Origin of the sequence: Microbacterium alkaliflavum (assembly GCF_044325405.1) — a bacterium.
GTDB lineage: Bacteria > Actinomycetota > Actinomycetes > Actinomycetales > Microbacteriaceae > Microbacterium > Microbacterium alkaliflavum.
In genome coordinates this window covers 929,862-949,729 of the sequence record NZ_JBIQWL010000001.1, presented here as the reverse complement: position 1 = coordinate 949,729, position 19,868 = coordinate 929,862, and the positions used below count along the sequence as shown (strand labels likewise).

Genomic DNA, 19,868 nt, shown 5'->3' with positions numbered 1-19,868 from the left:
AGTGAGGGCACCCGCACGAGAGGAGTGCCCGTGCCGACGGTCACGTTCTCTTCACCGACCCCTGCATCCGCTCATGGCCGATGAAGCACCGGGGCGAAGCAAACGCCCGAGCATCTACGACGTCGCCAAGCTGGCCGGCGTCTCCCACATGACCGTTTCGCGCGTGCTGAACGGCTCGCCGAACATCAGGCCCGCCACGAAGGAGCGCGTCGAGGCGGCGATGAGCGAGATGCACTACCGGCCGAGCTCCGTCGCGCGCTCACTGGCCACCCAGCGCACGATGCGCATCGGCGCGATGGTCGACGCTCCCAGCGAGTACGGGCCGAAGACGACACTTCTCGCCCTCGAAGCCGCCGCCCGCGATCGCGGCTACTCGATCGTGCCGTTCTCCAATCTCGGCGACGACGAGGCGGAGTTCGAGGAGGGGATCGCCGAGCTGGAGCGCCAGGGCATCGACGCTCTCTGCATCATCGGCCCGAGGATCTCGACGCCGCGCATCGTCGGCGAGGTCGCCGCAACGATGCCCGTGATCCTGATCGGCGATCTCACCGCCGACGGGCTCGTGCACATCGACATCGACCAGACCGGCGGCGTGACGGCGGCGGTCGACCACCTGCTCGAACTCGGTCATCGCTCGCTCCTACACCTTGCGGGCCCACCGCACACCGTCGTCGGGGTCGCCCGCGAGCGCGCCTTCGTGCACGCCGTATCGGGAACCGGCGTGCGCTGGCGAACCGTCATCGGCGACTGGTCGTCGGAGTCGGGGTATGCGCTGGGCGCGAGCGCGGAGGCCGTGGCGGATGCGACGGCGGTGTTCGCCGCGAACGACCAGATGGCCCTCGGCGTCATGCACGGCCTGTGGTCCCGAGGACTGCGGGTGCCCGACGACGTGAGCGTCGTGGGATTCGACGACATGCCGGGCGCCGCCCATTTCCTGCCGCCTCTGACGACCGTGCGACAGGATCTCTACCACCTCGGCGAGGTCGTGATCGAGACGGCGATCAGCGCGATCGGCGGCGAGATCGTGCACTCGGCGACGGTCCCCTCGACGCTCGTGATCCGCTCGTCGACGGGCCCGCCCCGCTGATCGCGCGCCGTCTCGATTGCGTCGAGAAGCATGCTCCGGGCCGTATGCGAACCGTGAGGATCGCCGCCTGGCAGCAGGGTGACGGGTTGCATCTGATGCGTGCCTGATCTCCTGTATCTCGTCCTGACGGTCGCGCTGTTCGCGCTTCTCGCCCTCGTGGCGCGAGGGGCGGAGAAACTGTGATCGTCTTCTCGCTCCTCGCCGCGGCGCTCGGTCTCGCGGCCGTCGTCTACCTCGTCGTCGCACTCGTGCGGCCGGAGAAGTTCTGATGTCGGCCGACACGGTGTGGACCGGCATCCTGCAGCTCGCGACGGTCGTCCTGATCCTCGCCCTCCTGTACCGCCCGCTCGGCGACTGGATCGCCCGCGTCTACACGAGCGCGAAGGACTGGCGTGTCGAGCGCGGGTTCTATCGACTCGTCGGCGTCGACCCGGCCTCCGACCAAACCTGGCAGGCGTACACCCGCGGCGTGCTGGCCTTCTCGCTGGCGGGCGTCCTCTTCGTCTATGCGCTGCAACGGCTTCAGGCGGTGCTGCCCTACTCGCTCGGCCTGCCGGCGGTGCCGGAGGGCCTCGCCTTCAACACGGCCGTGTCGTTCGTCACGAACACGAACTGGCAGTCGTACTCCCCCGAAATCACGATGGGCTACACGGTGCAGCTCGCCGGCCTCGCGGTGCAGAACTTCGTGTCGGCCGCCGTCGGCATCGCCGTCGCAGTCGCGCTCGTGCGCGGGTTCGCGCGACGCGGCTCCTCGACGATCGGCAACTTCTGGGTCGACCTCGCACGCGGGATCACGCGGCTCCTCCTGCCGCTTGCGCTCATCGCGGCCGTCGCCCTGCTCGCGGCCGGGGTCATCCAGAACTTCAACGGCTTCATCGACGTGCACACCATCACGGGCGGCACGCAGGTGCTGCCTGGCGGACCCGTCGCGAGCCAGGAGGCGATCAAGGAACTGGGAACGAACGGCGGCGGGTTCTTCAACGCCAACTCGGCGCATCCGTTCGAGAACCCGACTCCGTGGTCGAACGTGCTCGAGATCCTGCTGCTGCTCGCGATCCCGTTCGCGATGCCCCGCGCCTTCGGAAAGATGGTCGGCGACGACCGTCAGGGCTACGCGATCCTCACCGTCATGGCGTCGCTCGCGATCCTCTCGGTCGCGGCGGTCAGCTGGCTCGAGTCGCGCGGCCTCGGCACCGCCCCGCAGCTCGCCGGATCGGCGATGGAAGGCAAGGAGCAGCGGTTCGGCATCCTCGGGTCGACGCTGTTCGCGGGCGCCACGACGCTCACGAGCACGGGTGCGGTCAACTCGATGCACGACTCGTACACGGCGCTCGGCGGCATGGTGCCGATGGTCAACATGATGCTCGGCGAGGTCGCGCCGGGCGGCGTCGGCTCCGGTCTGTACGGGATGCTCGTGCTCGCCGTCATCGCCGTGTTCGTGGGCGGACTGCTCGTCGGCCGCACACCGGAGTACCTCGGCAAGAAGATCGGCCCGACCGAGATCAAGCTCGCGAGTCTGTACATCCTCGTCACGCCGATCCTCGTGCTCGTCGGCACGGCGCTGAGCTTCGCCGTGCCCGGCATCCGGGACGACGTCGAGAGCGTGTCGATCCTCAACCCCGGCGTCCACGGCCTGAGCGAAGTGCTCTACGCCTTCACCTCGGCCGCCAACAACAACGGGTCCGCGTTCGCGGGCCTCACGGCGAACACGCCGTGGCTCAACACGGCCCTCGGCGTCGCGATGCTGCTCGGCCGCTTCCTCCCGATCGTGCTGGTGCTCGCCCTCGCCGGCTCACTCGCGGCGCAGGAGCGCACGCCCGCGACGGTCGGCACCCTCCCCACCCACCGCCCGCAGTTCGTCGGCCTGCTCGCCGTCGTCGCGGTCGTCATCACGGCACTCACCTACTTCCCCGTCCTCACGCTGGGTCCGCTCGCAGAAGGGCTCGTCTGAAACCATGACCACCTCAACTCCCACCATCACCGGCCCTGTCGCGGGCACCGTCACACCGAAGAGGCCCCGCACCACCCGCGCGTTCAGCTGGGCGCAGCTCGTGCAGGCGCTGCCCGGCGCCCTGCGCAAGCTCAACCCCGCGGCCCTGTGGCGCAACCCCGTCATGTTCCTCGTCTGGGTCGGAGCCGCGCTCACCACGGTGCTCGCGATCGCAGAGCCGTTCCTCGGCGCCGAACCCAGCGGCGGATCCCCCACCCCCGCGGGCTTCACGTGGGGCATCGCGATCTGGCTGTGGCTCACGGTCCTCTTCGCCAACCTCGCCGAAGCGGTCGCCGAGGGCCGTGGCAAGGCGCAGGCGGCGTCGCTGCGGAAGACCCGCACGACGACTCTGGCGCGTCGCGTCACGACCTATGACGAGATACGGGATGCCGCGGCCGCCGCGGCCGAGACCGTCGAGGTCGCGTCCGCCGAACTCCGCCTCGGAGATGTCGTCGTCGTGTCGTCCGGCGAACTGATCCCGGGCGACGGCGACATCGTCGACGGCATCGCGACAGTCGACGAGTCCGCCATCACGGGCGAGTCGGCCCCGGTCGTGCGCGAGTCGGGCGGTGACCGCAGCGCGGTGACGGGCGGGACCAGGGTGCTCTCCGATCGCATCGTCGTGCGCATCACCTCGAAGCCTGGCGAGACGTTCGTCGACCGCATGATCGCGCTCGTCGAGGGCGCGAGTCGGCAGAAGACCCCGAACGAGATCGCCCTCGGCATCCTGCTGGCGAGCCTCTCGATCGTCTTCCTGATCGTCGTGCTGACACTCAATCCCATCGCGTCGTACGCCGCGTCGCCCGTGAGCATCGCCGTCCTCGTCGCCCTGCTCGTGTGCCTCATCCCCACGACGATCGGCGCGCTGCTGTCGGCGATCGGCATCGCCGGCATGGACCGTCTCGTGCAGCGCAACGTGCTCGCGATGTCGGGGCGCGCCGTCGAGGCGGCCGGCGACGTCACGACGCTGCTCCTCGACAAGACGGGCACGATCACCTACGGCAACCGCCGGGCGTCGGATCTGATCGGGATGCCGGGGGTCGAGGCGGGCGACCTCGCCCGTATGGCCGCGCTCTCCTCGCTCGCCGACCCCACCCCCGAGGGCGTTTCGGTGGTCGAGCTGGCGGCGGTTCGGGGCATCCACGTCACGGAGCCCGCCGGGTCGGCGTTCGTCCCGTTCACGGCGCAGACCCGCATGAGCGGGGTCGACCTGGCCGGCGGCCCTCAGGTGCGCAAGGGCGCCGGGTCGGCGGTGCTGGCCTGGCTCGAGGCATCCGGATCGCCCGTCTCCGGCACCACGCGCGCCGCGCTAGTGCGTGAGACCGACGCGATCGCCGCGAGCGGTGGGACGCCCCTCGTCGTCGCGACGTTCGACCCCTCGACCAGCTCCGGGGCGGTTCTCGGCGTCATCCACCTCAAGGACATCGTCAAGGACGGCCTGCGCGACCGCTTCGACGAGCTGCGCGCGATGGGCATACGCACGGTCATGATCACGGGCGACAACCCGCTCACGGCCGCCGCGATCGCGAAGGAGGCGGGCGTCGACGACTACCTCGCCGAGGCGACACCCGAAGACAAGCTCGCCCTCATCCGGCGCGAGCAGCAGGGCGGAAACCTCGTCGCGATGACGGGCGACGGCACGAACGACGCGCCCGCGCTCGCGCAGGCCGATGTCGGCGTCGCAATGAACACGGGCACGTCGGCCGCGAAGGAAGCCGGCAACATGGTCGACCTCGACAGCGATCCGACGAAGCTCATCGACATCGTGCGCATCGGCAAGCAGCTGCTGATCACGCGCGGGGCCCTCACGACGTTCTCGCTCGCGAACGACATCGCGAAGTACTTCGCGATCATCCCCGCGATGTTCATGGGCGTCTTCCCTGGTCTCGCGGCGCTCAACGTCATGCACCTCTCCTCCCCCGCGTCCGCGGTCACGAGCGCGATCATCTTCAACGCGCTCGTGATCATCGCGCTCATCCCCCTCGCCCTCCGCGGCGTGAAGTACCGCGCGGCGAGCGCCTCGGCGATCCTGAGCCGCAACCTCCTGGTCTACGGACTCGGCGGCATCATCGCGCCGTTCATCGGCATCAAGCTCATCGACATCGTCGTGAGCCTCATCCCCGGCTTCTGAAGGAACGACATGTCCACCCGCACCACTGTTCGCACCGCCGGTGTCGCCGTCCGCGCGATGCTCGTCTTCACCCTCGTCCTCGGCGTGGGCTACACCCTCGTCGTCACCGGCATCGGGCAGCTCGTCCTGCCGTGGCAGGCGAACGGCTCGCTGGTCACAGACGCGACGGGGAAGACCGTCGGCAGCGCCCTGATCGGACAGGGATTCACGGATGCCTCCGGCCAGGCCCTGCCGCAGTACTTCCAATCGCGTCCCTCTGCCGCCGGCTACGACGGCGGAGCCTCGAGCGGCTCCAACCTCGGCCCCGAGAACAGCGACCTCGTGAATGCGATCGCCGAGCGCCAGTCCGCGATCGCCGGGCTCGACGGCGTCGCCGTGGGCGACATTCCGTCCGACGCCGTCACCGCGTCCGGCTCGGGCCTCGACCCCGACGTCAGCCCCGCGTACGCCCTGCTGCAGGTGTCGCGCGTGGCCGAGGCGCGCGGTCTGCCCGAGGACGAGGTGCGCACCCTCGTCGAGGCGCACATCCAGCAGCGCGACCTCGGTTTCCTCGGCGAGCCCCGCGTCGGCGTGCTCGAGCTCAACCTCGCGCTCGACGCGCTGCAGTGATGCCTGCGGATCGTCCGGTCCGCATGGCTCTCCCGCGGCACTCTGCGGGTCGCCGGGTCGAACACCCGCACAACGCCGCGGGTGAGGCATCCACTCCGCTGCCCGCCCGCGGGAGAATGCGAGTGCGCCGCTCCAGCACCCGCACTTCGCCGCGGGCGAGCGGACGCGGAAGGGAGCTCCACCGGTGAGACGCGGCAAGCTGCGCGTGCTGCTCGGCGCCGCACCCGGCGTCGGCAAGACGTACGAGATGCTCGAGGAGGGGCGCCACCTGCTCGCCGACGGTCGCGACGTCGTCATCGGCCTCGTCGAGACGCACGGCCGCTCGGCTACGGCGGCGCAGGCCGAGGGCCTTCCCGTCGTCCCGCGGCGGGTCGTGCGGCACCGCGACGTGGAGCTCTACGAACTCGACGTCGATGCGGTCATCGAGCGGCATCCCGCCATCGCCCTCGTCGACGAGCTCGCGCACACCAACGCCCCCGGCTCGCGCAACGCGAAGCGCTGGCAGGACGTCGACGAGCTCCTCGAGGAGGGCATCGACGTCATCACGACGGTGAACGTGCAGCACATCGAGTCGCTCGGCGGCATCGTCGAGCAGATCACCGGCGTCACGCAGCGCGAGACGGTTCCGGATGCCGTCGTGCGGGGTGCCGATCAGGTCGAGGTCGTCGACCTCGCGCCGCAGTCGCTCCGCGACCGCCTCGCGGCCGGCGTCGTCTACCCCGCCGAGCGCATCGACGCCGCCTTGTCGAACTACTTCCGCCTCGGCAACCTCACGGCGCTCCGCGAGCTCGCGCTGCTGTGGCTGGCCGACGAGGTCGACAGCGCCCTGCGGCTCTACCGCGCCGAGCACGGCATCCGCGGATCCTGGCAGGCCCGCGAGCGCGTCGTCGTCGCGCTCACCGGCGGCCCCGAGGGCGAGACGCTTCTCCGGCGCGGCGCCCGCATCGCGGCGCGGACGGCGGGCGGCGAGCTCCTCGCGGTGCACGTGTCGAGCCAGGACGGCCTGCGCTCGAGCGCGCCCGGGGCGCTCGCCGAGCAGCGCGGCCTCGTCGAGTCGCTCGGCGGCACGTACCACCAGGTCGTCGGCGACGACGTGCCGCGCACGCTCGTCGACTTCGCGCGCTCCGTCGATGCGACTCAGCTCGTCATCGGCGCGAGTCGTCGCGGCAGGCTCGCGGCGGCGCTCACCGGCGCGGGCATCGGGGCGACCGTCGTGCGGGAGTCCGGCGACATCGACGTGCACATCGTCACCCACGCCGCCGCGGGCGGACGTACGCACCTGCCCCGTCTCACCGGGGGCGCACTCAGCGTGAAGCGGCGCGCGCTCGGCTTCGCCGTCGCCCTCGTCTTCGGACCGCTCCTGTCGTGGTTCCTCTTCGCGTTCTCGAATGACGCCTCGATCACCTCCGACGTGCTCGCGTATCAGCTGCTCGTCGTCGTCGTGGCGCTCATCGGCGGCATCTGGCCGGCGCTGTTCGCCGCGGTGCTCTCGGGCCTGACCCTCGATTTCCTGTTCGTCGATCCGCTCTTCACCGTCACGATCGCCGATCCCACGCACGCCCTCTCGCTCGTCCTCTACGTCGTCATCGCGATCCTCGTGAGCTGGATCGTCGACCAGGCCGCCCGCCGCACCCGCGCCGCGCAGCGGGCCGCGGCCGAGTCCGAGCTGCTCGCGACCGTGTCGGGCAGCGTCCTGCGCGGCGAGAGCGCCGTTCCCGCTCTCGTGAGCCGGGCGCGCGAGGCGTTCCGCATGACGGGCGTGCGGCTCGTGTCGTCGAGCGGCGAGGTGCTCGCGACCGACGGCGAGCCCGTGCCCGACGAGCGCCAGATCCGGCTCCCCGTCGGCGATCCGGCTGCGCCTCGAGCGACTCTCGAGCTTCACGGCGGGGAACTGGATGCCTCGGAGCGGCGCCTCCTCGACGTCATCGTCGCGCAGCTCGCGGCGGCCCTCGAGCACAGCGACCTCACGCTCGCGGCGCGCGAGGTCGACGCCCTCGCCGAGACCGACCAGGTGCGCAGCGCCCTCCTCTCGGCGGTGAGCCATGATCTGCGCCGGCCGCTCGCCGCCGCCGTCGCCGCAGTCGGGGGGCTGCGCGCGGCAGGCGAAGGGCTCTCCCCCGACGACCGCGCCGAGCTGATCGCGACCGCCGACGAGAGCCTCGCGACGCTGTCGACGCTCGTCACCGATCTCCTCGACGTCAGCCGCGTTCAGGCGGGCGTCCTCGCCGTCTCGCTCGCCCCCGTCGACACGGTCGGCGCGGTCCTGATCGCGGTCGATGAGCTCGGACTCGGTCCCGATCGTGTCGAGCTCGCCCTCGATCCCGACCTGCCGCCCGTGCGCGCCGACGGCGTGCTGCTGCAGCGGGTGCTCGTCAACGTCCTCGCGAATGCAGACCGGCACTCCCCCGACGGGCACCGCGTGCGCATCGCGACGAGCCGGCTGGGCCGCACCGCGCAGCTGCGCATCGTCGACCACGGACCGGGCGTCGAGCCCGAGCGCCAGCCTGAGATCTTCGCGCCGTTCCAGCGCCTCGGCGACACCGACAACACCGTCGGGCTCGGGCTCGGCCTCGCCCTGTCGAAGGGGTTCACGGAGGGCATGGGCGGTACGCTCACCCCGGAAGACACCCCCGGCGGAGGCCTCACGATGGTCATCGAGCTGCCCATCGCCGATTCGCCGACCGGAAGCGAGCGCCTCCCGTGAAGATCCTCGTCGCCGACGACGACCCGCAGCTCGTGCGGGCGCTGCGCATCACCCTCGCAGCGCACGGCTACGAGGTCGTCGCAGCGCCTGACGGAGCCGCGGCGATCGCGCTCGCAGCGCAGGCCCGCCCGGACATCGTGCTCCTGGATCTCGGGATGCCGCGCCTCGACGGCGTCGCCGTCATCGAGGCGCTGCGCGGCTGGACGACGGTGCCGATCATCGTCGTCTCAGGCCGCACGGGCTCGGCCGACAAGGTCGACGCGCTCGACGCCGGCGCCGACGACTACGTCACGAAGCCCTTCCAGATCGACGAGCTCCTCGCGCGCTTGCGCGCACTCACGCGTCGCGCCGGCGCGACGGGCGGTGAGCCCGTCGTGACGTTCGGAGATGTCGTGATCGACCTCTCGGCGAAGTCCGTCACGCGCGGGGCAGCGCGAGTGCACCTGACGCCGACCGAATGGCGCATGCTCGAGTTCCTCGCCCGCAACCAGGGCGCGCTCGTCACCCGTCAGACGCTCCTGAAAGACCTGTGGGGCACCGACCAGGTCGCCGACACGGGCTATCTGCGCCTGTACATGTCACAGCTGCGCAAGAAGCTCGAGACCGATCCCGCGCATCCGCAGCACCTGCTCACGGAGCAGGGCATGGGCTATCGCCTCATGCCGTGAGGCTCGGACGGCCATCATCAGCCTGCGAGAACGGAGTCCCGCCGGGTGGATGCGCGCCGACATCGACGAGCGCACCGCTCTCGACGAGGCCTGCCCTGAGATCGACCGCTATGCATCGACTCCGACCATCACGTCCGAAGCCTTGATGACTGCATATGCCGTTGAGCCGACGGACAAGCCGAGTTCGTCGACGGCCTCATTTGTGATCGAGGCGGTGACGACAGAGCCGCCTCCGATGTCGATCCGCACGTGACTGGTCGTAGCACCCTTCGTGACGTCGACGACGGTGCCCTTCAACTGATTCCGCGCACTGACCTTCATGGCTGCTCCTTGGTCGCATCGCCGACTCACCGCCGTCGTGGTTCCCACGGTACGACGCCTGCCCTCGATCGGCGAGAGATCGCCGGCTCCTCACGGCCGGCGGCTCAACCGTCAGCCGAGCGTCTTGCGCAGGAACACCTGCTCGATTCCGTCGTCGCCCTCGACGCGCTGCGTCTCGCGGTAGCCGTGGCGTTCGTAGAGCCGGAGGTTCGCCTCGCTGAGCGATCCCGTGAACAGTTCGGCTTCGCGGCATCCCGTCTCTCTGCCCCGCCGCTCGACCGCATCCAGCAGCTGAGAGCCGAGTCCGCGGCCCTGCTGATCAGGCGCGATCACGAGGCGGCCGACCAGCAGGACGTCCGCGTCGCGCTGAGCGCGGACGGCGCCGACGATGCGGGTGCCGAGTTCCGCGACAAAGCCCAGGTTGTCCAGGAGTTCCGCTCGCAGCTCGTCGAGCGACTGCGTGAGGGCGGGCATCTTCACGGTGTCGTAGATGAGGGCCTCCTGCACGAAGGCGGCGCGCTGGATCGTCAGCACCTGGCCGGCGTCCCCGGGCCGGATGTCGCGGATCGTCGCGTCGTCGGTCGTGGGCTCTCCCATGGGACCAGTCAAGCGGTCCGAATGGGCTGTGGCCAACGCTTGACTTCGCGCGTGCCTGCATGTCCGAGATCGTCAAGACCGTGTCCTAGGTGGGGCGGGCGGCGGCTCCTACCGTGAAGACATCACCGCAGCACAGCAGAAAGGGAGTCCGAGATGTCGACGCTCATCGGGGCCCCGGCCGAGGGCGATCAGAGGGATACCGCCGCCGCCACGCACGGGCGACGCCTCGCCCCAGTCGTGCTCGCCTCGCTCACCCTTGGCCTGCTCGCCGCCATCCTCCTCGTCGTCCTGCCCTTCGGACGGGCAACCGACAGCGCAGTCACGGGCGCCGTCCTGTGTGGATTCGCCACCGGTTTGGCGACGCTCGCCGTCTTCACGACGCGCTTCACGGACCAGCCGCAGCGGTGGGCGTCCGTCCCGGCGCTGGTGATGGGTGCCGGCGGCCTCCTGCTCGTCGCGTTCGGCAGCAGCATCCAGCCCGCTTTGAATTGGATCTGGCCCCCGGTCATGCTCGCGGTATCGATCTTCATGCTCGTGCGCGTCCGCAAGAGCGTGGGTGCCCGCTGGGTGCTCTATCCGGTGATCGGGATGCTGGCTCTGGCCTCCGTCGGAGCCGGCTACGAGACGATGGGTGAGGCCGCGACCTCGCAGGCGATGCCCGGCCAGCTCGTCGATGTCGGCGATCACCGCCTGCACCTCTACTGCGCCGGCTCGGGCGGCCCGACCGTTGTGCTGGAAGCCGGCGGCGGCGCGGCGGCATCCGATCTGGAGCTGCTCCGCGAGGACGTCGCCGGCGACACCCGGGTGTGCGTGTACGACCGCGCGGGCCGTGGCTGGAGCGAGCCCGCCGCGACGCCGCCGCACGGCATCCAGATCGCGACCGAGCTCCACACCCTGCTGCAGCGCGCGCACGTGCCGGGACCGTACGTCCTGGCGGGCCACTCGTTCGGCGGGCTCTACGTGCAGATGTACGCCGCCCGCTACCCGAGAGAGGTCGCCGGCATGGTGCTGATCGATTCGACGGCTCCGAATGCCGCGGCGGCGGCCTACGAGCCGCACTCCTTCGTCCTGGATCGCGTCTTCGCGCTCGTCTCGGCGACCGCCCGGCTCGGGCTCGGCGAGCTGTTCGGCGGCACCGCCCGCGACCTGCGGAGCAGCATCGACGAGTACGCCGACGCCTCCGACGCGGTCAGGGAGGCGGCATCCCTCACCGACTTCGGCGACAAGCCCCTCGTCGTCCTCACCGCCGGCATCGGAAACGACGCCGCCTGGTTCGCGGCGCAGGATCGGATGGCCGCGGTGTCGACCGACAGCGTCCACCGGACGGTCGAGGATGCGAGTCACCAGACGCTGGTCTCAGACCGTGGAGCGGTGACGGCGCAGGCGATCCTCGATGTCGTATCCGCGGTCCGCAGCGGGCAACCTCTCGCAAAGTAGCGGGTCACGCCGGCCCGAAATGATGCCGATGCTCCCCCGGCGTCGTGTCGAGGCGGCGCCGGAACACGCGGTTCATGGTTTCAGGGGTTCCGAAGCCGCATTCGCGGGCGATCTCCTCCACCCCGAGCAGCGTCGTCTCGAGCAGGCGGCAGGCCGCCTCCATGCGCACCGCTTCGACGTGCTCGGCCGGGGTGATTCCTACCTCGGACTTGAAGACGCGGCTGAACTGCCGATCCGACAGATGGGTGCGCCTCGCCATCGCCGGTATGGAGAGATCGGCGGTCAGATTGTCGGGGATCCAGGCGAGCAGGTCGCGGGTGGGCTCATCGTCCGCCGACTGCGCGGCCAGCACCGCGGAGAACTGCGCCTGACCACCCGACCGGCGCAGGTAGACAACGAGGCGACGCGCGACGGTCGCGGCCGCCTTGCGACCGTGGTCGTCGGCGACCAGCGCCAGCGCGAGGTCGATCCCCGCCGTGACGCCGGCGGAGGTCCAGACGTTGCCGTCCTGCACGTAGATGGCGTCCGGTTCGACCGAGATGCTCGGATACTCGCGCTCGAGGTCGCCGCACTCCGCCCAGTGCGTCGTCGCACGCCGTCCGTCGAGCAGCCCCGCCGCAGCCAGGAGGAACGCACCTGAGCAGACCGACGTGACCCGGCGCGACTGCGCCGCAAGCCGGCGGACGTTGTCGACGAGCGTCGTGTCGGCCGCCGCCTCGTCCATGTCCCGCCCGCCGGACACGACGAGCGTGTCGACGTCGCCGACGATCTCTGCAATGGGCTCCGTCGCGAACTCGAGGCCACTCGACGAGAGCACGGATCCCCCACGCGCGCTGACCACGGTCGTCGCATACCGGGGTATCGGCAGGAAGCGGGATGCCGTCGAGAAGACTTCGAGCGGACCGGTGATGTCGAGGATCTGGGCGGAGGGGAACCCCACGATCACGATGCGCGGATCGGTCACTTGGGCTCGGGCGGTTCGTGGCTCGACTGCGGCTGGGGCGGTTCGTGGCTCGACTGCGCCACCGCGACGGCCGCCCGGACGGTGCGCTGGAAGTTTTCGGCGCCCAGTTCGTCGAACATCCCGGTCTTGCGGAGCAGCTCGACATGCGCTGTCCCGACGTTGACCAGGAGCACCCTGATCTGCTCGGCGGTCAGCTCGCGGGCGATCTGCCCGAGCACGCGCACTCCGTCCATGTCCAGCACGGTGACCACGCTCAGATCGATGACCAGCGCGTAGGGCTCTTCAGCCTTGACGTACTCCGCCACCGCGGCGCGGAAGTTGTCGGCGGTCGCGAAGAACAGAGGTCCGTGGATGCCGACGACGAGCACGCCGGGGACGAGTTCCGCCTCCGGGTGGGTGACGTGGTGGACGTACACGTCGTGCTCCCGGTCGAACGCCATCTGATGAGTCGGCGACTTCGAGGCCGACACGACGAGGAGCAGGAGAGAAAGCAGGACGCCGGCGATCACTCCCGCGAGGACGCCGACGAAGAACACGACAAGGGCTGTGGCGATGAAGGCGGCGAAGTCCCGGAGGCTCAGGCGGTAGTAGCGGAACTCCTTGAACTTGATGAGGCTGATGCCGGCGTCGATCACGACGGCGCCGAGCACGGCGTCCGGCAGGGTCGTGAAGAAGCCCGTCAGGAAGAGGATTGTGACCAGGATCAGACCCGCCGTGATGAGCGAGGCCAGCTGTGTCTTCTGCCCCGCCATGTCGGCGACGGTCGTCTTGGACAGGCTGCCCTCGACGGCGTATCCGCCGACCAGGCCCGAGGCGACGTTCGCCATGCCCTGGCCGATCATCTCCTGGCTCGCGTCGATCTCGTAGCCGTGCCTCCTGCCCTCCTCCTTCGCCGCGGCCAGCGACTCTGCATAGCCGATGAAGATGATCGCCAGTGAGCCCAGGATCACGTTGACCGGTGACACAGGTGGGAGATCGGGCCATACGAAGGACGGCAGCCCCGTCGGGATCTCGCCGACGACCTTGACGCCCTGACTCTCGAGGTCGAGGACCCTCGACAGCACGATGCCGAGGATCACCACGATGATCGTCCGCGGCAGCAGCGGCAGGAATCGGCGGAAGACGAGGAGCACGAGGATGCTGACCACCCCGACGATGAGGGTCGGGATGCTCGTGTCCGAGATGTTCTGGACCACACCGACGAGCACGTCGGAGTAGCTCCCGACGGCCTTCGGCAGTCCGAGGATCTTGGGCGTCTGGTCGACGATGAGCCCGAACCCGAAGCCGAACACGAAGCCGCCCAGCACCGCACCCGAGAGGAAGTGCGAGATCCAGCCCATCTTCAGCACGCCGAGCAGGATGTAGATCACACCCGCCGACACCGCGAGCGTCGCCGTGTACGCGACCCAGTCCTCCGAGCCGGCCGATGCCCAGAGCGCGACCACGGATGCCGACACCGCCGCGACCGCGGCGCTCGGTCCCGTGACGACCTGCCCGGATGTGCCGAAGAGCGCGTAGCCGACGAGAGCGCCGAGCGCGGCGTACAGCCCGTACTGCGGAGGCACCCCCGCGATCGACGAGTAGGCGATGCCCTGCGGCACCAGCAGAGCCCAGACCGACAGCGCGGCGATGAGATCGAACCGGAGCCACTTCCACTGGTAGTGCGGGAGCCAGTCGAGGACCGTGAAGATCTTGCGGACCGAGGCCGCGCGCGACGTGTCGCTCATGGCGCTTCGCGCCGGTCCCTCGTGCTCACGAGGTCAGGGTATGGCCTGGACCATTCGCGCGAAACCACCCGGGCCACGGGCATCCATCTCGGTCGCCCTCTCTGGGGCCGGCAACGGTCAGAGGTCGCGTGCTGCCTTCGTGCGGGCCATCAGGATGAGTCCGATCACGGCGATGGCGGCGAATCCGGCGGGGATGAGGAAGACGAGTGGCAGTCCGAACGCGGCGGCTCCCAGGCCTCCTGTGAGCCCGCCGAGCGCGGAGCTGAGGGCGGTGGAGCTGAGGAAGATCGCGGACGCGGTGGCGACGGCGACGGGCAGGAGTCGCTGCGCCGCGATGATGCCGAGGGCGGCGAACACGCCCCAGACGCCGCCCATCAGGATCTGACCGGCGAAGAGCCCGGCGGCGGTGCCGGTGAGGGCGAAGCAGAGGTTTGCGGCGACGCCGAACCCCGCGGCGACGATCATCGGCTTCATCATCCCCGTGCGACGAGCGACGACGACCGCGACCGGCATCAGGACGAGTTCGACGAGGGGCTGGATGCCGATGATGGCCCCGCTCAGTGCGGGAGCGAGGTGCAGCTGGTCGTTCATGTAGATCGGGAGGTAGGCGTACTTGATCGACTCGCCGGCGTAGACGCAGATGTACAGCGCGGTGAACACCAGCAGCGGGGCCATCACGCGCACGCCCGGTGCCGCCGGCGCGGTCGCGCCGTGAGCCGTCGCGGGGACGCTCGTGGGAACGTCCTTGAGTGCCCCGAGTGGCAGGATCTGCGCCAGGGTGCAGAGCGCAGTGGCGAACAGCATGACGCGAGCGCTGGTCTGCGCGGCGAGGAACGCGCCCGCGACCGGGCCGATCACCCATCCGGCGGTGAGCGCCATCCGCACGATCGCCACGACGCCGTCGTTGCTGGCGCGAGGGGTCTGGGCGAGCTGGTCGTGCAGTGCAGCGAACAGCTGCGAGGTCGCCGCGCCCGCGAACCCGAGGACGACGGCGCTGATCACGAACGGCATCCACAACTGAGTGGAGAACGCGATGCCCGCCCAGCCGAGGAATCCGGCAAGGGCACAGAGCCGGAACAGGCCGAGCCGGTTGCCGGTGCGGTCCGATCGCGCGCCGACGAGGTACCCGGCTACCGGCGCGGTGAGGGCGGTCAGGTAGTACAGGCCTGCCACCGTGAGGGACGCACCGAGATCGTTCACGAGGAAGGACGCGATCTGCGGGGCGGCGGCCGAGAATCCCAGCCCCGACAGGAACATCGCGATCGTCGCGCCGCGATACAGCGGCGTGGTGAGTGTGAGCCGCAGAGCGGTCTCCTCGCCCACGGGGTGCGCGGGCACCACTGCGCCGGACACGGGGTCTTGCACGACTTCCGTCTTCGGCGTCTCGTCGGTCATGGTGTGCTTCCTTCGCGGCGGTGCCACGATCGTACACGAATTCCTAGCATCCGCTCGGGATTCGTTTGCGGAAGGAGCAACCGATCGGCGAACCACGGTCGACGACGTGGTTGTCTACGCGGCAGCGGCACGCACCGACCGGTCGGCATCATCCGCATCGAGTCGCGATCGCATGCCCGCACTCCAGGTGCGGTACCCGCCGTCGAGGTTGACGACATCCCCGCCGAGCTGCGTCAGGATTCGCGTCGCAAGGTGACCACGCAAGCCGACCTGGCAGTGCACGATCAACGGCTCCCGAAGCAGCTCGGACGCCCGGTCGCGCAGCTCGTCCAGCGGGACGTTGATCGCACCCGGGATCGCCCCGGCGGCGAACTCGCCGGCTGTCCGCACGTCGATGAGAGTGGCACCCGCCGCCTGCGTCTCCTCGAGCTCGTGCCATTGGATCGTCGGGGTGATGCCCGCGCGGGTGTTCTCGGCCACGTAGCCCAAGATGTTGACGGGGTCTTTCGCCGAGCCGAACTGCGGCGCATAGGCGAGCTCGAGGTGTGCGAGCTCGGCCGCCGGCAGTCCGGCCTGGATCGCGGTCGCGATCACGTCGATGCGCTTGTCGACGCCCTGGCGGCCGACGATCTGTGCACCGAGGATGCGATCGAATGCCGGGTCTGCGAGAAGCTTCATGGCGAGCGCCTGCGCCCCCGGGTAATAGCCCGCATGCGAACCCGGGTGCACGTGCACCGCGTAATACGCCTGCCCCGCGGCCTGCAGCTGCTTCTCGCTCCAGCCGACCTTCGCCGCGGCGATGCCGAACACGCTCACGATTCCCGTCGCCACGGCGGGTCGCGCCGCATCGGCGCGGCCCGCGATGACATCGGCGACCATGCGCCCGTGGCGGTTGGCGAGGCCCGCCATCGCGACGAGCGCAGCATCCCCTCCGATGAGGTCGCTCTTCTCGACGCCGTCACCGACCGCGAAGACGTCCGGGTCGCTGGTGCGGTGCGAGGCATCCACCCAGATGCCTTCCGTTCTGCCGATCCGCAAGCCGGCCCTGCGGGCCAGGGCGGTCTCCGGCACGACACCGGCCGCGTCCACGATCAGCTCGGCGCGGATGCTGTCGCCATCGCTGAGGATCGCCCGGGCGCCCTCGACCCGGTCGATCGTGACGCCCAGTCGCACATCGACGCCGTGGGAACGGACTGCCTCCGTGATCGGCGCCGCCATTTCCGGATCCAGCGGGGAGAGGAGCTGCGCGCCGCGCTGCAAGAGGGCGACGTGTGCGCCTCGCGCGACGAGGTTCTCGACGGCTTCGAGCCCGGTGTATCCCGCGCCCACGACGATCACCCGCGCACCCGGCTGGTCGAGGGCGGCGTGGATGAAGTCTGCGTCGGCGACGGTTCGGAGACTGACTGTCGGGATCGCCGAGAGCGGCTCAGGCCTTCGCGGCGTGGCACCGGGAGCCAGGATGAGCTTGTCGTAGGTCGCAGTGGTGCGCACCCCGGACGTGAGGTCGGTCACCTCTACCCGCTTCGCAGCCCTGTCGATCGCCGTGACCTCGTGCTGCACGCGGACGTCGAGACGGAAGCGGCGATGCAGTGAGGCGGGTGTCTGCAGCAACAGCGACGAACGGTCAGCGATCGTTCCGCCGATGTAGTACGGCAGACCGCAGTTCGCATACGAGACCTCGGGACCACGCTCGAAGACCACGATGTCCGCCGACTCATCCAGCCTGCGCAGCCGCGTGGCCGCGGACATGCCGCCGGCGACGCCGCCCACGATGACGACCTTCATACCCGTCCTCTCCCTTGATCTCGTCATCGCTTCAGCGCCCGAACAGCTTCGAGAAGAACCCGCTCTGGCCGGGCTCCTCCTGGTGACCGGGGCACCACTGCGCCGACGGCACGGAGCGCCGCACCGCATCGACATGCTGGCCGCATCCCGCCCATGTGGTCTTCCCGCAACTGGCGCAGGTCACCGCTCGACACATTCCGTTTCCTCTCTCGTCGATACCCCCATGGGTATCCATTGATAATACCCCATGGGGTATCGTGTTCCACACACGGGCAGACTGGAGAGGGCCATGGCGACCGCAGACGAAGAGACGCAGCGCAAGATCGTGAACCGGCTCAAGCGAGCCCAGGGTCAGCTTGCGGGGGTCATCGCCTCGATGGAGCGTGGGAGCGACTGCCGGTCGGTCGTGACCCAACTCGCCGCGGTCTCCTCCGCCCTCGACAAGGCCGGATTCCAGATCATCGCGACCGCCATGAAGGACTGCCTGGTCGAGCCCGACGGCTCCGGCGAACCGAGTGGTCAGGTTTCGATGGCTGAGCTAGAGAAGCTGTTCATGTCACTTGCGTGAGCGATCTCTCTAGGCCATGGTCGCTGCGGCCGCCCACCGGCACAGGCCCCGCCAACTCCCCCGCTGAGGATCCTCACGGCTTCCATACCCGGACCGGCGCGTTCTCTACACAGCTGAAACGTCTGCCGATGGGCCTCCGGTCTACCTTCGCGATCGCAAGCGACAGCGCTCCGAAGAATGGCACGGCGACCGCCATGACAAACGCCGGCTCGACTGCTGTCATCGAGGTGTCGCCGCCGCGGTAGTCGCGTACTCCGGTCGGCGCTGGCTGTAGGGCTTGATCTCCACGATGCGGAGCTCGCGCCCAAAGTCCGCGTCTTGGGGGCGACTCGTCGAAAAGACGGGTCAAGCACCGAACTGTGCTGCTCTGGATTATGTGGCCTGATAGCCCTATTCTCGGCACCAACATTGCTGACCGTTTGTCTGGGGGGACGAAATGGTACGCAGGAAAAAGGAACGTCGCCCTGACGATGGCAGCCAGACCACGCCCTGGAACCCGGGTTGGCAGTTAGGGTTTCTGATATTCCTTGTGATCGCAAATGTCGCTGCGCTCGTCGCGATCCCATGGTTGATATCGATGTTGCGGGTATCCAACGCCCTCGCCCCGGAGATCACCGTATCCATCATCGTCATCGCTGGCGCATCTCTTCTCGTCGTCGGCCTGGCGACGGCAGCGGTGATATTCAGGCATATCCACTTGGCCAACAGGTCGGAAGCAATGGGACTCCCGGCCGGCAGCATGCGGGCATTGATCGCCTTGATGCTGATTCTGATCTTCACCTTCGTGTCCGTCTTTTTGATCTCTCACACGGACACAGTCACCAGTAATCTCGACTGTCTGACGCTCGATGAAGCCAATGCGATACCGATCGAGCAGATTCAGTCGCGGGTCGTGACCAAAGCCGATTGCGGCTCGGAAGGCCCCTACTTCATCGTCGCAATGAAGGAGTCGAAACCCTCCGCAGAGCTGTCGCAGCAACTGATGACCACACTGGGGACGCTCGTCGTGGCGATCGCCTCCTTCTACTTCGGCTCGCAGGCTGTAACGAAGGGACGAAAGAAGAACAAGAGGCAACCGACGGGTGTTCCGACAACTGATGGAAAGCCCGACGCTTCGACTGAAGGAACTGGGCAGGCAGAGCCGGATGGGAAGGCGGGTCCAGCCACACAGGTCGAGTCCGAATCCACAACCGACGCGAAGCCCTCTCCCCCGACGGATCAAGAGCCGGCTGGCGCGACCGACGCGAAGCCCGCTCCCACAAGCGAGACGAGGCCCGCTCCCATGACCGATGTAGAGGGCGCTCTCGCGACCGACACGAACCCCACCTCCCCAACGGACGTAGAGCCCATTCTCGCGACCGACGCACAGCCCGCTCCCGCGACCGACGTAATGCGGCGGCTCGCTGAGCCGGAGCCGAGCGGTACGGCGCTCGTGGAGCCGGACGACCAGGCGCCGTCAAGCGTGGGCCGAGGTGCTCAGGTCGTCGCCGCGGCCGTCAACGGTGCGGTGACCGGTGCATACACAGGGGCGGCCGCGGGAGCCATCATCGGGGCACTCGCCAAGGCGAGCGCAACTACGGCTCGCGAACCCGCGTCACCAAACGAACGTGCCGAAGCAGGTGCGGACAAGGCGCTCGATCCGAGTCTGACCGAGGACACGGTCGGAGAATCGTCTGTGGAGGAGGCGGCATCGCAAACCGAGGACGAGGCAACGGGTGACACCGAACCGACGGATGCCGAGCCGCAACCAGTGTGATCGGTTCCCGCGGACCAGTACACAACTTTCCGAGCTGCGTGCCCGCCGGAAGGCCGCTGGCTGAGTTCGCGGCGATTCGGATACCCCTGGGGGACTCGAACACGTTTTGAGCATTTTGCATAGCGACGT

General features: G+C 69.2%; 16 protein-coding genes. 10 read left to right on the top strand and 6 right to left on the bottom strand.

Annotated elements, in window-relative coordinates:
* Window positions 1-73: 73 nt before the first annotated feature.
* From ACH3VR_RS04055 to ACH3VR_RS04025, 7 genes are all read left to right on the top strand, one after another.
* Window positions 74-1,087, top strand: a complete 1,014-nt coding sequence (locus ACH3VR_RS04055) for a LacI family DNA-binding transcriptional regulator (RefSeq protein WP_396639458.1) — start codon at window positions 74-76, stop codon at window positions 1,085-1,087.
* Window positions 1,088-1,266: 179 nt separating this feature from the next.
* A complete protein-coding gene (locus tag ACH3VR_RS04050) occupies window positions 1,267-1,356 on the top strand; it encodes a potassium-transporting ATPase subunit F (protein ID WP_396639457.1) in 90 nt (29 codons plus the stop codon).
* Complete coding sequence (kdpA, locus tag ACH3VR_RS04045; protein ID WP_396639456.1) at window positions 1,356-3,038, top strand: potassium-transporting ATPase subunit KdpA; 1,683 nt, start codon at window positions 1,356-1,358, stop codon at window positions 3,036-3,038. The genes ACH3VR_RS04050 and kdpA overlap by 1 nt, the downstream gene beginning before the upstream one ends.
* A 4-nt stretch (window positions 3,039-3,042) precedes the next feature.
* The gene (gene kdpB, locus ACH3VR_RS04040) at window positions 3,043-5,208 is read left to right on the top strand and encodes a potassium-transporting ATPase subunit KdpB (RefSeq protein WP_396639455.1); all 2,166 of its coding nucleotides are present in this window, start codon (window positions 3,043-3,045) and stop codon (window positions 5,206-5,208) included.
* A 9-nt stretch (window positions 5,209-5,217) separates the two neighbouring features.
* Window positions 5,218-5,817 carry a potassium-transporting ATPase subunit KdpC gene (gene kdpC / locus ACH3VR_RS04035; RefSeq protein ID WP_396639454.1) on the top strand — a complete coding sequence of 200 codons (600 nt, stop codon included), beginning with the start codon at window positions 5,218-5,220 and terminating at the stop codon, window positions 5,815-5,817.
* A gap of 184 nt (window positions 5,818-6,001) precedes the next feature.
* Complete coding sequence (locus ACH3VR_RS04030; RefSeq protein WP_396639453.1) at window positions 6,002-8,521, top strand: DUF4118 domain-containing protein; 2,520 nt, start codon at window positions 6,002-6,004, stop codon at window positions 8,519-8,521.
* On the top strand, window positions 8,518-9,189 hold the full coding sequence (locus ACH3VR_RS04025) for a response regulator (protein WP_396639452.1): 672 nt from the start codon (window positions 8,518-8,520) through the stop codon (window positions 9,187-9,189). The genes ACH3VR_RS04030 and ACH3VR_RS04025 overlap by 4 nt, the downstream gene beginning before the upstream one ends.
* A 108-nt stretch (window positions 9,190-9,297) precedes the next feature.
* On the opposite strand, the gene ACH3VR_RS04020 is transcribed toward ACH3VR_RS04025, so the two are convergent.
* Both ACH3VR_RS04020 and ACH3VR_RS04015 read right to left on the bottom strand, forming a co-directional pair.
* Window positions 9,298-9,510, bottom strand: coding sequence for a TOBE domain-containing protein (locus ACH3VR_RS04020; protein ID WP_396639451.1), 213 nt, complete (start codon window positions 9,508-9,510; stop codon window positions 9,298-9,300).
* Window positions 9,511-9,621: 111 nt separating this feature from the next.
* A complete protein-coding gene (locus ACH3VR_RS04015) occupies window positions 9,622-10,107 on the bottom strand; it encodes a GNAT family N-acetyltransferase (protein WP_396639450.1) in 486 nt (161 codons plus the stop codon).
* A gap of 153 nt (window positions 10,108-10,260) precedes the next feature.
* Here ACH3VR_RS04015 and ACH3VR_RS04010 point away from each other — a divergent pair, with 153 nt between their 5' ends.
* Window positions 10,261-11,544: an alpha/beta fold hydrolase gene (locus ACH3VR_RS04010; protein ID WP_396639448.1), complete on the top strand. Its 1,284-nt coding sequence runs from the start codon at window positions 10,261-10,263 to the stop codon at window positions 11,542-11,544.
* A 4-nt stretch (window positions 11,545-11,548) separates the two neighbouring features.
* Here the strand turns inward: ACH3VR_RS04010 and ACH3VR_RS04005 are convergent, their stop codons facing one another.
* The 4 genes from ACH3VR_RS04005 to ACH3VR_RS03990 all read right to left on the bottom strand — a co-directional run bounded on the left by ACH3VR_RS04005 (window position 11,549) and on the right by ACH3VR_RS03990 (window position 17,415).
* Window positions 11,549-12,508, bottom strand: coding sequence for a GlxA family transcriptional regulator (locus ACH3VR_RS04005; RefSeq protein WP_396639447.1), 960 nt, complete (start codon window positions 12,506-12,508; stop codon window positions 11,549-11,551).
* Entirely contained in the window at window positions 12,505-14,235 is a 1,731-nt protein-coding gene (locus ACH3VR_RS04000) for a SulP family inorganic anion transporter (protein ID WP_396639446.1), read from the bottom strand. The genes ACH3VR_RS04005 and ACH3VR_RS04000 overlap by 4 nt, the downstream gene beginning before the upstream one ends.
* Window positions 14,236-14,352: 117 nt before the next feature.
* Window positions 14,353-15,630: an MFS transporter gene (locus ACH3VR_RS03995; protein WP_396639445.1), complete on the bottom strand. Its 1,278-nt coding sequence runs from the start codon at window positions 15,628-15,630 to the stop codon at window positions 14,353-14,355.
* Window positions 15,631-15,744: 114 nt separating this feature from the next.
* Window positions 15,745-17,415: an FAD-dependent oxidoreductase gene (locus ACH3VR_RS03990; RefSeq protein ID WP_396639444.1), complete on the bottom strand. Its 1,671-nt coding sequence runs from the start codon at window positions 17,413-17,415 to the stop codon at window positions 15,745-15,747.
* A gap of 289 nt (window positions 17,416-17,704) precedes the next feature.
* On the opposite strand from ACH3VR_RS03990, the gene ACH3VR_RS03985 reads away from it, so the two are divergent.
* Both ACH3VR_RS03985 and ACH3VR_RS03980 read left to right on the top strand, forming a co-directional pair.
* Window positions 17,705-17,983 carry a metal-sensitive transcriptional regulator gene (locus ACH3VR_RS03985; RefSeq protein ID WP_396639443.1) on the top strand — a complete coding sequence of 93 codons (279 nt, stop codon included), beginning with the start codon at window positions 17,705-17,707 and terminating at the stop codon, window positions 17,981-17,983.
* A gap of 436 nt (window positions 17,984-18,419) precedes the next feature.
* Complete coding sequence (locus tag ACH3VR_RS03980) at window positions 18,420-19,739, top strand: hypothetical protein (RefSeq protein ID WP_396639442.1); 1,320 nt, start codon at window positions 18,420-18,422, stop codon at window positions 19,737-19,739.
* Window positions 19,740-19,868: the final 129 nt, after the last annotated feature.

Bases quoted from the DNA above. Each gene is read 5' to 3' on its own strand.
- ACH3VR_RS04055 (WP_396639458.1), top strand. From the start codon at position 74: ATGGCCGATGAAGCACCGGGGCGAAGCAAACGCCCGAGCATCTACGAC.
- kdpA (WP_396639456.1), top strand. From the start codon at position 1,356: ATGTCGGCCGACACGGTGTGGACCGGCATCCTGCAGCTCGCGACGGTC.
- kdpB (WP_396639455.1), top strand. From the start codon at position 3,043: ATGACCACCTCAACTCCCACCATCACCGGCCCTGTCGCGGGCACCGTC.
- kdpC (WP_396639454.1), top strand. From the start codon at position 5,218: ATGTCCACCCGCACCACTGTTCGCACCGCCGGTGTCGCCGTCCGCGCG.
- ACH3VR_RS04020 (WP_396639451.1), bottom strand. From the start codon at position 9,510: ATGAAGGTCAGTGCGCGGAATCAGTTGAAGGGCACCGTCGTCGACGTC.
- ACH3VR_RS04015 (WP_396639450.1), bottom strand. From the start codon at position 10,107: ATGGGAGAGCCCACGACCGACGACGCGACGATCCGCGACATCCGGCCC.
- ACH3VR_RS04010 (WP_396639448.1), top strand. From the start codon at position 10,261: ATGTCGACGCTCATCGGGGCCCCGGCCGAGGGCGATCAGAGGGATACC.
- ACH3VR_RS04000 (WP_396639446.1), bottom strand. From the start codon at position 14,235: ATGAGCGACACGTCGCGCGCGGCCTCGGTCCGCAAGATCTTCACGGTC.
- ACH3VR_RS03995 (WP_396639445.1), bottom strand. From the start codon at position 15,630: ATGACCGACGAGACGCCGAAGACGGAAGTCGTGCAAGACCCCGTGTCC.
- ACH3VR_RS03990 (WP_396639444.1), bottom strand. From the start codon at position 17,415: ATGAAGGTCGTCATCGTGGGCGGCGTCGCCGGCGGCATGTCCGCGGCC.
- ACH3VR_RS03985 (WP_396639443.1), top strand. From the start codon at position 17,705: ATGGCGACCGCAGACGAAGAGACGCAGCGCAAGATCGTGAACCGGCTC.
- ACH3VR_RS03980 (WP_396639442.1), top strand. From the start codon at position 18,420: ATGGTACGCAGGAAAAAGGAACGTCGCCCTGACGATGGCAGCCAGACC.